Raw genomic sequence first — 11,334 nt, forward strand, 5'->3', positions numbered from 1 at the left:
CGGGGATCTGACCCCTCGTCAGAATGATGTGACGAGGATCAGGGCGTCCGTGCCGCCGTAATAGCCGCGCCGCCGCCCGACTTCGCGCCAGCCCGATGCGTCGTAGAGCGCGCGCGCCGCCCCGTTGTCGGCCGCCACCTCCAGAAAGGCCGTCCGTGCGCCCCGCTCCCGCGCCGCCGCCGCGAAATCCCCCAGAAGGGTGCGGGCCCGGCCCCGCCGCCTTTGCGCCGGCGCCACCACGAGCGTCAGGAGCTCCGCCTCGTCGAGCGTGACACGCCCCACGGCGAACCCGCCGGGGGCGGCGACGGCGAAGGCGCCTGGCTCGGCCAGCGTCGCGGCGAAGGCCACCGCCGACCAGCGGGTCGCACCGTCGAAGGCCCCGGCGTGCAGCGCCGCCATCTCCGCGGGCGTCACGGCAGGATCGCGGGCGGCGCGTCGGCGGGCGGGGCCGCGTCGGCCGGGCGAAGATAATAGGGCGCGGGTCGGGGCCGCCCCGGGGCCGCCCGCCGGGCGGCGATCCGCGCGATGGCGGTGGCGAGATCCGGAGCCGCCACCACGACACGTCCCGTCGTCGCGCCCAGCGCCTCCGCCGCCGGCCCGGTCAGCGGCGCGGACCAGCCGGGCGGGATCGTGCCCTCCGTCGTCACGATCTCGCCGGCATGACTGAGATGCACCATGTCGCGTGGGCCGGGCAGGCAGACGATCACGTCGCGGTCCTCCGCATAGGCCTCCGGCACGGTCACGCCCTCCGCCGGGATGCCGAGCCCCAGCGCGAGGCCCCGCCCGGCGGCCACGGCGATCCGCGTGCCGGTGAAGTTGCCGGGCCCCGTGCCGATGCCGAGCGCCGCGAGGTCGTGCCAGCCCGCGCCGGCCTCCGCCAGCACCTCCTCCAGAAGCGGCATCAATCGCTCCGCCTGGCCCGTCCGCATCGCCTCGACGCGGGTGGCGAGAACGCGGTCGCCCGAGACGAGAGCGGCCGCGCAATGCGCGGCCGACGTGTCGAACCCGAGGACGAGGCGATCAGATGCCGACAGGGCGGACCTCGGTCACTTCGGGGATGTAGTGCCGCAGCAGGTTCTCGATCCCCATCTTCAGCGTCATCGTGGACGACGGGCAGCCGGCGCAGGCACCCTGCATCCGGAGATAGACGACGCCGCGCTCGAAGCCGTGGAACGTGATGTCGCCGCCGTCCTGCGCGACCGCCGGGCGGACGCGGGTATCGAGAAGCTCGGTGATCTGGCCGACGATGGCGCTGTCGGCCTCGTCATGGGCGGTGCCGTGCGCGGCCTCCGTCGCACCCTCCATGACCGGCTCGCCGGACTGGTAATGTTCCATGATGGCCCCGAGGATCGCGGGCTTCGCATGGTCCCAGGCGGTGCCCTCGCCCTTGGTGACGGTCACGAAGTCATTGCCGAGGAACACCCCGGTCACACCGTCCACCGCGAAGATGCGGCGGGCGAGCGGCGAGGGCGCGCCGGCCTTCGCATCGGGAAAGTCCGCCGTGCCCTGCTCCAGCACGGATTGTCCGGGCAGGAACTTGAGCGTCGCGGGGTTCGGCGTGGTCTCGGTCTGGATGAACATGTCTCGCCTCCGGGTCAGGCTCCCTATCTGCGCCCGGGTCGGGCCTGTGTCAAGAAGTTGGAACGGTTCTAAAGTGCATATCCGGACAAAGGACGTGCGATCGCGCCACGGCCCTTTGCGGGAATTCGTAAGCCAGCTTGATTTATTCGCCCGCACCGATCCGTGGCGGAGTACCCCGACCTGTGCGGCCGTGCCGGGTTCACGCCGAAGGTAAACGAAATCCTTTCGTAACCCTCGCAAGGGTTCGCAAACGATTGCGACGAAAGCGTCGATCGCGGACGGGGCACGCCGGTCAGGCGATGTCCTCGAGCTGTTCCCGCGTCAGGTTGCCCGGAACGATGGTGACCGGCACCGGCAGGTCGCCCGCGCTCCGGGTAAGCTGCGTCACCAGCGGGCCCGGATCCTTGCCCTCCGCGCTCGCGCCCAGGACGAGCACGCCGATCTGCGGGTCGTCGACCACCTGCGCGAGGATCTCCGTCACCGGTTCCCCCTCCCGGATCACCAAGTGCGGCTCGAGCCCGTGCCGGTCGCGCATCCATTTCGCGAAGACCTCGAAATGCGCCACGATCCGCTCGCGCGCCTCCTCCCGCATGATGTCGCCCACGCCGATCCAGTGATTGAAGTCCTCCGGCGGGATCACGGCGAGGACCTCGATGCCGCCGCCGGTATGCTCCGCCCGCAGCGCGGCGAAGCGCATGGCGTTGAGGCATTCGCGGGTGTCGTCGAGCACGACCAGGAATTTGCGCATCGTCTCCTCGCGGGTCTTTGATCGGGCCACAGCTTTGCCCGTCCCGCCGCCGCCTGTCCACACACTCCGCCCTACCTCGGCGGTCGCGGCCCCGCGGGGCCGAGGCGCGGGGTCCGGCGCCGGGGCGGCGCGCGGGACGCGGCCGGCGCGGGCAGGAGGGTGCGCCAGACCGTCCGTCCGGTCCAGCTCGCCAGCACGAGCCCCGCTTGCAGCAGCGTGAGCCAAAGGAGCACGAGCGTCCCCGCCGCGAGCCGGCCGAGCCGCACCGTCGCGCGGAACACCCGGCCCTTGCCCAGAACGGCGAAGCTGCGCGTCGTGCGGGGCCCGGCCGCCTCCGCCACGCGGGCAAGGCGGGACGCGTCTTCGGGCGTGTCGACGAGCCGCGCGAGACGCAGCGCCTCCGCGGTGGAGGTCGCGTCGCGCACCCGGCCCATATCGGCCGCCACGCCCGAGACCCGCGCGAGCGCCGCCGCGTCGGTCACGTCGGCAAGCCGGGCCGAGCCGCGCAGGTAGTCCGGCACGGCGTCCCAGCGGATCGGCACGCGAAGCGCGCGCGCAAGGCCGGGCGAAAGGCTGCCGATGCGGCGCGCGAGCCGGAGAAGCCCCGCACCGGCCTTCACCGGGGCCGAGGCGCCGCCGGAGAGCACGATCGCCCCCGTCGCGCCGAGGCCGAGCAGCGCCAGCCCCGCATCGAGCTCGTCCACGTCATTCCCCGTCATCCAGGCTTGCGCGGCGCGGCGCAGCGCGTTGGCGTCGCCGAGCGGGGAAAGTTCGAAGGGCACCGCGCAGGCGCCGAGCTGCGCCAGCGTGGGGCAGGTGGCGGCGTCGGCCATGCAGGCGGCGCAGTCGCCCGCGCTGGCGAGCCAGCCGGAGCGCGATGCGATCATCGACTCCGCCGCCGCGACATCCACCGGCCGGTCGAGGTCGCGCGCCAGGTCGATCAGCATGGCCGCGCGGTCCACGTCGCCGGCCGCGACCGCGGCGTCCAGCGCGGCCGCGACCCACGCCGTCGTCGCCGTGCGCCGCACCTCCCGTTCCAGCGCGAGCGCGAGCTCGGTGCGGCCCCGTTCCACGAACGGCGCGGCGAAGGGGTTGGCGGAGAGCGCCCAGAGCGTCGCCGCGAGCGACAGGCCGAGCGGCAGCGCCCGCAGGACGCGCAGGGTCAGGCGGCCGAGCGCGCCCAATCCCAGTACATCTCCCGCACCCGCCGCGTCACCGGGCCGATTTGGTAGGAGCGGTCGTCGAAGGCCGTGACCGGCGTGACCTTGGTGAGGTTGCCCGACAGGAACACCTCGTCGGCGTCGCGGAAATCGTCGAAGGTCAGCACCGTCTCGTGCACGCGGCTCCCGTCGGCGGCGAGGTTCGCGATGTGCCGTGCGCGGGTGATGCCCGACAGGAAGGTGCCGTTGGGGATCGGGGTGAAGACCTCGCCATCCTTGACCATGAAGACGTTGGAGGTGGCGCTTTCGGCCACGTTGCCCATCGCATCGGCGACCAGCGCGTTGCCGAAGCCCTTCCGGTGCGCCTCGGCCAGCATGCGCGCGTTGTTCGGGTAGAGGCAGCCGGCCTTGGCGTCGCAGACCGCATCCTCCAGCACCGGGCGGCGGAATCGCGTCGTCGTCAGCGTCGTGGTCTTTTCGGGGCCGTACATCGGCACGTGTTCGAGGCAGATCGCGAAGCCCGTCTCTTCCCGCGAGGGGACGAGGCCCAGCTCGCTGCCGTGGATGCCCCAGTACATCGGCCGGATGTAGATCGCGTCGTCGGGGGCGAAGGCTTCGAGTCCCTCGGCGATCAGTTCGAGCATCCGCTCCACGCTCATCGTGGGCTTCAGCATCAGCGCCTCCGCCGAGCGGTTGATCCGCGCGCAGTGGCGGTCGAGGTCCGGCATCAGCCCCTCGAACCGGCGGGCCCCGTCGAAGACGGAAGATCCCTGCCAGCTGCCGTGGTCGGCCGCCCGCATGATCGGAACGTCGCCGTCGTGCCACGTCCCGTCGAACCAGGTGCGGACCCGCTTGCCGAATGCCATGCCATGCCTCCCTCGCTGCTCCGCGCTTTGATAGGGGCGGGGCGGGGCGGCGTCCAGCGGGCCGTGGGGGGCGGCGCCCTTGTTCCCGTCAGGGGAACGGGCGCAGAAGGCGGCATGAACGAAGGCGACGTCGAAACCTGTGCCGTCGTCCTCGGGGCGGCGGTCGCCCCGGATGGCTCCGCGTCGCCGACGCTGGCGTTGCGCACGGCGCATGCGTTCGCGCTCTGGCGGTCGGGCCGGGTGGATCGGATCGTGCTGACCGGCGGTGTGGGGCGGCACGGCGCGGCGGAGGCGGTGGTGGCCGCCCGGCTCGCCCGGGCGGCGGGCGTGCCCGGGGCCGCGCTGGTGATCGAGGACCGGTCGGCCACGACGTTCGACAACCTCCGCCGCGCGCTCGCCCTCGTCCCGCCGGGGGCGGTGATCGTGCTGGTGTCGAACCGCTGGCACCTGCCGCGGGCCTGGCTCACGCTGCGGCTGATGGGCAGGCGGGCGCGGGTCTCGGGCGCGGTCGGCCGGGCCCCGTGGCGGGCCACGCTCCTGGCGATCCTGCGGGAGGCGCTCGCGACCCCGCTATCGGCGGCGCGGGCCCTGCGATGGCGCGTTCGGCGGTAGCGGAAGAACCAGGGGCCGCCGCGGATTTCACCGGGGCGGCCCTCTTGTGGGTGACGGTCGCGACTTCGCCGCGCCGTGGTCCTCAATCTGCCGTGATTCGCTTGAAGATTCGTTAACACGCCGGGTCGCGTCGTCGGCCTGAGGAAGCGCAGGCAGGCGGCCCGGGCGTGTGGAGCGGAGAGGGCGGCCCCGTCCACGGGGGCGGACGGGGGCCGCCCGATCCCTGCGGCCGAGCGGGGCTTGGCGCGTCGGACCCGACGGACGATGTGGTCAGCGGGATCGGGCCGCGTCACGGACAAGTGGTGACGGCGCCTCCGGTCGGCCAATCAGGTTCCGTGGCGGCGGGGCCTAGACGCCGACGCCGGGGTCGCGCAGGATCTCGACGCCCGCGATCTTCCAGCCGTCGGGCGTCTCCACCATGGTGTAGGCGAGGGTGTGAAGGCGTCCGGCCGCGTCGGTGATGAGAACTTCCTGCCGCCAGCCGGACCCGTCCCCGGTGGCTTCGAGATACTGGATCCGGCCGTTCCGCCACACCATCGGATAGCCCTCGCGCACCATGCGGCCGAAGACCTGCGGGTTGCGGAAAATATCCCTGATGCCGGGCGCGGCGAAGGTGAAGGCGGTCGCGACGTCGTCGGACCTGAATGCCTCGAGCTGGCCGTCGATCACGCCCCGGATTGCCGCCTCGTCGGCCTGCGCCGCGCCGGCAAGGAGCATCAGCCCCGTCAGTAAGCCCTTCATGCCGTATCCTCCGCTGTCCGTGACGATCCTAGATCGCCAAAAACACGGATCAAACGGTCGCGGAGTTTCCCACAAGCTCGCCGGCCAGCGCGCGGTCGATGAGATCGGCCGTCTCCGTCACGCCGTAGAGCGCGATGAAGCCGCCGAAGCGCGGCCCCTGATCAGCGCCGAGGAGCACCTGATAGAGCGCGCGGAACCAGTCGCGCATCGGGTCGAACCGCTCGCGGCCGACCTCGTAGACCACGCCCTGCAGCGCCTCGTCGTCCACGGGGCCGTCCCAGTCGCGCAGCCGGTCGCGAAGCTCGGTGAGCGCCGCGCGTTCGGGGTCGCTGGGCAGGCGGAACACCTTCGCGGGGGCCACGAAATCGTTGTAGTAGCGCACCGCCCCCGCGGCCGCCCGGTCGAGCTGCGGGTTCGCCTCGGGCGAGGCGGAGGGCGCGTAGCGGCGGATGAAGCCCCAAAGCGCGTCCTTGCTTTCGGCCCCCGCGACGGAGGCGAGGTTGAGGAGCATGGAAAAGGGCACGACCATGTCGCTTTGCGGCACGTCGCCGGAATGGATGTGGAAGACCGGATTCGCGGCCCGCTTTGCCTCGTCCTGCCCGGGATAGGCGCGGAGCTGCTGGTGGTACTCGTCCACCGCCTTGGGGATGACGTCGAAATGCATCCGCTTCGCCGTCTTGGGCTTCTGGTACATGAAATAGGACAGCGACTCGGTGGCCGCGTAGGTCAGCCATTCGTCGATGGAAAGGCCGTTGCCCGAGGACTTGGAGATCTTGTGGCCGCCCTCGTCGAGGAAAAGCTCGTAGGTGAAGTGCTCCGGCGGCCGGCCACCCAGCGTGCGGCAGATGCCGTCGTAGATCGGGGTGTTGGCGGCGTGGTCCTTGCCGTACATCTCGAAATCCACGCCGAGCGCGGCCCAGCGGGCGCCGAAATCCGGCTTCCATTGCAGCTTCACGTTGCCGCCGGTGACGGGCAGCGTCCATTCGCGGCCGTCCTCGTCGTCGAAGGTCACGGTGCCGTCGCGTCCGTCCACATGCGTCATCGGCACGTAAAGGACGCGCCCCGTCTCCGGGTGGATCGGCAGGAAGATCGAGTAGGTCTGGCGCCGCTCGTCGCGCAGGGACTTCAGCATGATCGCCATCAGGTCGTCGTAGCGCTCCGCGGCGCGGCGGAGCACGTCGTCGAACCGGCCCGAGCGGTAGAACTCGGTGGCGGAGATGAACTCGTACTCGAAGCCGAACGTGTCGAGAAAACGGCGCAGGCGGGCGTTGTTGTGCGCGCCGAAGCTCTCGTGCGTGCCGAACGGGTCGGGCACGTCGGTGAGCGGCTTCTGCAGATGCTCGCGCAGGGCGGGCGGGCTCGGCACGTTCTCGGGAACCTTGCGCATCCCGTCGAGGTCGTCGGAAAAGCAGACGAGCCGGGTGGGCACGTCGCTGATGACGTTGAGCGCCCGGCGGATCATCGTGGTGCGCGCGACCTCGCCGAAGGTGCCGATATGCGGCAGGCCGGAGGGGCCGTAGCCGGTCTCGAAGAGGACGTGGTCCTTCGACTGCGCCTCGGCGCGTTTCAGCAGGCGACGCGCCTCCTCGAACGGCCAGGCCTTCGATGTCATCGCCGCGTCGCGCAAGCTGGTCATGGGATCGTCCTCGGGATCGGAAGCGGTCCGCAACTATTGCCCCACCGCCGCGCCGTCAATAAACGAGGAAGGCGAAGGAGCTCAGGATGGCCGAACCGGATTTCACCCCGCAGGACGCGCTGGTCGCGATGATGATCACCGTTTCGGCTTCCGACGCGACCATCCGCACGTCGGAGCTCCTGACGATCCAGTCCATCGTGAACCACCTTCCGATCTTCGCGGATTTCGACGAGGACCGGCTGGAAAGCATCGCGCAGACCGTGTTCGACCTTCTGGAGGAAGAGGACGGGCTCGACGCGATCCTCGGCCTGATCCGCGACGCGCTGCCGGTGTCGCACCGGGAAACGGCCTATGCGCTGGCCTGCGACGTGGCCGCGGCGGACGGTCAGGTCTACCAGACCGAGCTCGAGCTCCTGCGCGAGATCCGCTACGAGTTCGAGATCGACCCGCTCCACGCCGCGGCGATCGAGCGGGGGGCGCGGGCGCGGCACCTGAAGCTCTGAGCGTGTCGCCCGCCGGGCGGGCGGAGCCTCCGGCGGGGATATTTCCAAAGCAAAGAAGCGGGCCGCGTCAGCGCACCATGCCGACGATCTCGTAGGTCTTCTCGAGGATCGGAACGGTGATCGCGCGGGCGCGTTCGGCGCCGCGGGCGAGGATGCGGTCGATCTCGGCGGGGTCGTCCATCAGGCGGGCCATCTCGGTCGAGATCGGCGCCAGCTTCGCCACAGCGAGATCGGCCAGATCCTGCTTGAAATGGCCGAGCTGCCCGCCCGCCTTCTCGCGGAGGACCGCGTCGACGTCCCTGCCCGACAGGGCCGCGTAGATGTTCACGAGGTTGCGGACGTCGGGCCGCGTCTCGAGCGCCCCGGCCTCGCCGGGCAGCGGGTCGGGATCGGTCTTGGCCTTCCTGAACTTCTTCGCGATCGTGTCGGCATCGTCGGTCAGGTTGATCCGGCTGCCATCGACGGGATCGGATTTCGACATCTTCCGCGTGCCGTCCCGCAGGGACATGACCCGGGTGGCCGCGCCCTCGATCACCGGTTCGGTCATCGGAAAGAAGTCCACGCCGTAATCGTGGTTGAACTTCGCCGCGATGTCGCGCGTGAGCTCGATATGCTGTTTCTGGTCCTCGCCCACGGGGACGTGGGTGGCGTGGTAGACGAGGATGTCGGCGGCCATCAGCGCGGGGTACGCGAACAGCCCGAGCGAGGCCGCCTCGGCGTTCTTGCCGGACTTGTCCTTCCACTGCGTCATCCGGCCCATCCAGCCCATCCGCGCGACGCAGTTGAAGATCCAGGCGAGCTGCGCATGCTCGGGCACCTGGCTCTGGTTGATGAGGATCGAGCGTTCCGGGTCGATGCCCGAGGCGAGGAAGCCCGCGCAGAGCTCGCGCGTGTTGCGGCGCAGCGCGGCCGGATCCTGCGGCACGGTGATCGCATGGAGATCGACCATGCAGAATATCGTCGCGTGCGTGCCCTTCGCCTGCCAGTCCACGAACTTGGTGATCGCGCCGAGGTAGTTCCCGAGCGTCAGGCCGCCCGAGGGCTGGATGCCGGAGAAGACGCGGGGCGTGAAGAGGGGCATCGGAACCTCCGGAGGGCTGGTCTCGGGACGGGGCATCGCTTAGTCGGCGGGGGTCATGCCGTCAATCGAGGCCCGGATGCAGCCCAGACCGCCGAACCCGTTCAACGACCTGCCGCCCCTCGTCGTCGCGCTTGCGCTGGTGATCGCGGGGGTGGAGCTGATCTTTCAGGCGGGCGCCTCCGGCCTCGTCGGGGGACAGGGCGCCGTGGGCTGGCGGCTTTCCGCGCTCGAGACGTGGTCGGTGCGCGCGGATGTATGGGACTGGATGCTGCGGACGCGGCAGGCGCCCCTCGACGAGCTGGCGCGGGTCTTCGCCTATCCGTTCGTCCACGGGAGCTTCACCCATGCCGCAATGGTCTGCGTCTTCGTGCTGGCGCTGGGCAACGTCGTGGCGCCGGTCTATCCGGGCTGGCGGATCCTGGTGATCTTCTTCGGGGCGGCGCTGGGCGGGGCGGCGGTCTACCTCGTGCTCTTCGACGCGCGGTCGCCGCTTTTCGGGGGCTATCCGCCGGCCTACGGGCTCATCGGGGCGTTCACCTACCTGACGCAGCGGGGGCTGACGCGGGCCGATCCGTCGCGGGCCTTCCTTCTGATCGGGTTCCTGCTGGCGATACAGCCGGTCTTCGGCCTGCTGCTGGCGCGCAACCTCGCCTGGGTGCCGGACTGGAGCGCCGATCTCGGTGGGGCGGCGAGCGGGTATCTCGCCGCGCAGCTCCTGTTTCCCGGCGCGCTGCACCGCATCCGGGACCGCCTGCGTCAGCGCTGACGGCGGATTGCGCCGCGCAGCTCGGCCATGCGGAACGCGCCGAGAAGCTGCGCGAAGGCGAAAAAGGACACCATCCCGACGCCCACGAGGATGGCCAGAGCCACGCTACGCCACGCGCCCCCGAAGAGCGGCCCGAGCGCGAGGTTGAGCGCCCAGAGAACGACGCCCATCAGGACCGCGGCCGCCACGATCCCCCAGGCGCGGCGACGCGCGCGGCGGTCGAGCGCGGCCACGGCACCGAGTCCGCGCACCCCGCGCGCGAGCAGCCAGACCATCGCCCAGGCGGCGAGCGTCGTGCCGAGCGCGGCGGCGGGCCAGCCGATCAGGGGCGCGAGTCCGATCGCCACGCAGGCGTTCACCACGAGGGAGACGATCGCGTAGCGCAGCGGGCTGCGCGTGTCCTCCCGCGCGAAGTAGAGCGGCTGCAGCACCTTCTGGAGGACGAAGGCGGGCAGGCCCAGGGCGTAGATCATCAGCGCGAGCGCGGTGGCGGCGGTGTCGTCCACGTCGAAGGCCCCGCGCTCGAACAGGACGGCGACGAGCGGGAGGGGCACGACCAGAAGCGCCACCGCGGAGGGCAGGGTCAGGAGCCAGGAGAACTCGAAGGCGCGGGAATAGGCGTGCTGCTGCCCCTCCGTGTCGCCGGCGCGGACCCGGCGTGACAGGTCGGGCAGCAGGACGACGCCGATGGCGATGCCGACCACGCCGAGCGGCAGCTGGTAGAGGCGGTCGGCGTAGTTCAGCCACGCCACCGCGCCGTCGAAGTAGCTGGCCACCTGACGGCCGACGAGGAGGTTCACCTGCACCACGCCGCCGGCGAGCGCGGCGGGGGCGGCGATGACGAGGAGGCGCTTGAGGTCCGGCGTCATCCGCGGGCGGTGGCGCGGCAGCAGGCGGTGCCCGGCCCGCGCGGCGGCCCACCAGACGAGGCCGAGCTGCACCAGCCCGCCGAGCGGGACCGACCAGACCAGGCCGCGCGCGATCAGCCGCGAACGGGTCGGCGCCTCGAGCCAGCCCCAGAGTTCCGGGCGGGCCCAGAGCGCGAGCATCGCGACGATGAAGACGACGTTGAGGAGCGCGGGCGCCGCGGCGGCGGCGAGAAAGCGGTTGTTGGAGTTGAGCACGCCCGAAACGAGGGCGGCGAGCGAGATGAGCAGGATGTAGGGAAACGCGATCCGGCCGTACATCACGGCGAGGGGGAAGCGCTCGTCTTCCGCGAACCCGCTCGCCATCGCGAAGACGAGGAGCGGCATGAGCACGATGCCGAGCGCGGTAAAGGCGGTGAGGATCACGACCATGCCCGCCACGGCGTCGCGCGCGAAGGCGTCGGCCTCGGTCGCGTCGCCCTCGAGCTTCTTGGCGTAGAGGGGCACGAAGGCCATGTTGAACGCGCCTTCGGCGAAGAAGCGGCGGAACATGTTCGGGAGCGAGAAGGCGACAAAGAACGCCTCCGCCGCGGCACCGGTGCCGAGGAAGCGCGCGATCAGGATGTCGCGCGCGAAGCCGAGGATGCGCGACAGGAGCGTCCAGCCTCCCACGGTGAGGAAGCCCTTGACGAGGCGTGGGGCCATGATTGCGGTCCGGGTTGGGGCGGCGTTGCGGCGCGGGATAGCGCGGGCGGGACGCGGGCGGTAGGGGCC

At 71.2% G+C, this 11,334-nt stretch carries 13 protein-coding genes; 3 read left to right on the forward strand and 10 right to left on the reverse strand.

The genetic code is table 11. The features are described 5' to 3' along the window. Nucleotides 1-18: 18 nt before the first annotated feature. The 6 genes from Q1B08_RS06770 to Q1B08_RS06795 all read right to left on the reverse strand — a co-directional run bounded on the left by Q1B08_RS06770 (nt 19) and on the right by Q1B08_RS06795 (nt 4,355). Nucleotides 19-414, reverse strand: a complete 396-nt coding sequence (locus Q1B08_RS06770; protein WP_299816474.1) for a GNAT family N-acetyltransferase — start codon at nt 412-414, stop codon at nt 19-21. Then, nucleotides 411-1,034 carry a tRNA (adenosine(37)-N6)-threonylcarbamoyltransferase complex dimerization subunit type 1 TsaB gene (tsaB, locus tag Q1B08_RS06775; protein WP_299816912.1) on the reverse strand — a complete coding sequence of 208 codons (624 nt, stop codon included), beginning with the start codon at nt 1,032-1,034 and terminating at the stop codon, nt 411-413. Before tsaB ends, Q1B08_RS06770 begins: the two co-directional genes overlap by 4 nt. Further along, a complete protein-coding gene (locus Q1B08_RS06780; protein ID WP_299816475.1) occupies nt 1,021-1,581 on the reverse strand; it encodes a NifU family protein in 561 nt (186 codons plus the stop codon). Before Q1B08_RS06780 ends, tsaB begins: the two co-directional genes overlap by 14 nt. Nucleotides 1,582-1,873: 292 nt before the next feature. Next, nucleotides 1,874-2,329 carry a universal stress protein gene (locus tag Q1B08_RS06785; RefSeq protein WP_299816477.1) on the reverse strand — a complete coding sequence of 152 codons (456 nt, stop codon included), beginning with the start codon at nt 2,327-2,329 and terminating at the stop codon, nt 1,874-1,876. Nucleotides 2,330-2,400: 71 nt separating this feature from the next. Further along, nucleotides 2,401-3,513, reverse strand: a complete 1,113-nt coding sequence (locus tag Q1B08_RS06790) for a hypothetical protein (RefSeq protein WP_299816478.1) — start codon at nt 3,511-3,513, stop codon at nt 2,401-2,403. Beyond that, nucleotides 3,492-4,355 carry a branched-chain amino acid aminotransferase gene (locus tag Q1B08_RS06795; protein WP_299816479.1) on the reverse strand — a complete coding sequence of 288 codons (864 nt, stop codon included), beginning with the start codon at nt 4,353-4,355 and terminating at the stop codon, nt 3,492-3,494. The genes Q1B08_RS06790 and Q1B08_RS06795 overlap by 22 nt, the downstream gene beginning before the upstream one ends. Nucleotides 4,356-4,469: 114 nt before the next feature. Between Q1B08_RS06795 and Q1B08_RS06800 the strand changes: the two genes are divergently transcribed. Continuing rightward, nucleotides 4,470-4,967, forward strand: coding sequence for a YdcF family protein (locus tag Q1B08_RS06800; protein ID WP_299816481.1), 498 nt, complete (start codon nt 4,470-4,472; stop codon nt 4,965-4,967). Nucleotides 4,968-5,315: 348 nt separating this feature from the next. Here Q1B08_RS06800 and Q1B08_RS06805 read toward each other — a convergent pair whose 3' ends face one another. Both Q1B08_RS06805 and Q1B08_RS06810 read right to left on the reverse strand, forming a co-directional pair. After that, nucleotides 5,316-5,708 carry a DUF4864 domain-containing protein gene (locus Q1B08_RS06805; RefSeq protein ID WP_299816483.1) on the reverse strand — a complete coding sequence of 131 codons (393 nt, stop codon included), beginning with the start codon at nt 5,706-5,708 and terminating at the stop codon, nt 5,316-5,318. 49 nt (nt 5,709-5,757) lie between these two features. Next, nucleotides 5,758-7,344, reverse strand: coding sequence for a lysine--tRNA ligase (locus tag Q1B08_RS06810; RefSeq protein WP_299816485.1), 1,587 nt, complete (start codon nt 7,342-7,344; stop codon nt 5,758-5,760). A gap of 86 nt (nt 7,345-7,430) precedes the next feature. Here Q1B08_RS06810 and Q1B08_RS06815 point away from each other — a divergent pair, with 86 nt between their 5' ends. After that, nucleotides 7,431-7,847, forward strand: a complete 417-nt coding sequence (locus tag Q1B08_RS06815; protein WP_299816487.1) for a tellurite resistance TerB family protein — start codon at nt 7,431-7,433, stop codon at nt 7,845-7,847. A gap of 67 nt (nt 7,848-7,914) precedes the next feature. On the opposite strand, the gene trpS is transcribed toward Q1B08_RS06815, so the two are convergent. Beyond that, nucleotides 7,915-8,928, reverse strand: a complete 1,014-nt coding sequence (gene trpS, locus Q1B08_RS06820) for a tryptophan--tRNA ligase (RefSeq protein ID WP_299816489.1) — start codon at nt 8,926-8,928, stop codon at nt 7,915-7,917. A gap of 76 nt (nt 8,929-9,004) precedes the next feature. Between trpS and Q1B08_RS06825 the strand changes: the two genes are divergently transcribed. After that, entirely contained in the window at nt 9,005-9,694 is a 690-nt protein-coding gene (locus Q1B08_RS06825; RefSeq protein ID WP_299816491.1) for a rhomboid family intramembrane serine protease, read from the forward strand. Here the strand turns inward: Q1B08_RS06825 and murJ are convergent. Then, nucleotides 9,685-11,265 carry a murein biosynthesis integral membrane protein MurJ gene (gene murJ, locus Q1B08_RS06830; RefSeq protein ID WP_299816494.1) on the reverse strand — a complete coding sequence of 527 codons (1,581 nt, stop codon included), beginning with the start codon at nt 11,263-11,265 and terminating at the stop codon, nt 9,685-9,687. The genes Q1B08_RS06825 and murJ overlap by 10 nt on opposite strands. Nucleotides 11,266-11,334: the final 69 nt, after the last annotated feature.

It is taken from the genome of uncultured Jannaschia sp. (assembly GCF_947494025.1).
In the GTDB taxonomy this organism is placed as follows: Bacteria; Pseudomonadota; Alphaproteobacteria; order Rhodobacterales; family Rhodobacteraceae; genus Jannaschia.

Bases quoted from the DNA above. Each gene is read 5' to 3' on its own strand.
- Q1B08_RS06780 (WP_299816475.1), bottom strand. From the start codon at position 1,581: ATGTTCATCCAGACCGAGACCACGCCGAACCCCGCGACGCTCAAGTTC.
- Q1B08_RS06785 (WP_299816477.1), bottom strand. From the start codon at position 2,329: ATGCGCAAATTCCTGGTCGTGCTCGACGACACCCGCGAATGCCTCAAC.
- Q1B08_RS06795 (WP_299816479.1), bottom strand. From the start codon at position 4,355: ATGGCATTCGGCAAGCGGGTCCGCACCTGGTTCGACGGGACGTGGCAC.
- Q1B08_RS06800 (WP_299816481.1), top strand. From the start codon at position 4,470: ATGAACGAAGGCGACGTCGAAACCTGTGCCGTCGTCCTCGGGGCGGCG.
- Q1B08_RS06805 (WP_299816483.1), bottom strand. From the start codon at position 5,708: ATGAAGGGCTTACTGACGGGGCTGATGCTCCTTGCCGGCGCGGCGCAG.
- Q1B08_RS06810 (WP_299816485.1), bottom strand. From the start codon at position 7,344: ATGACCAGCTTGCGCGACGCGGCGATGACATCGAAGGCCTGGCCGTTC.
- Q1B08_RS06815 (WP_299816487.1), top strand. From the start codon at position 7,431: ATGGCCGAACCGGATTTCACCCCGCAGGACGCGCTGGTCGCGATGATG.
- trpS (WP_299816489.1), bottom strand. From the start codon at position 8,928: ATGCCCCTCTTCACGCCCCGCGTCTTCTCCGGCATCCAGCCCTCGGGC.
- Q1B08_RS06825 (WP_299816491.1), top strand. From the start codon at position 9,005: ATGCAGCCCAGACCGCCGAACCCGTTCAACGACCTGCCGCCCCTCGTC.
- murJ (WP_299816494.1), bottom strand. From the start codon at position 11,265: ATGGCCCCACGCCTCGTCAAGGGCTTCCTCACCGTGGGAGGCTGGACG.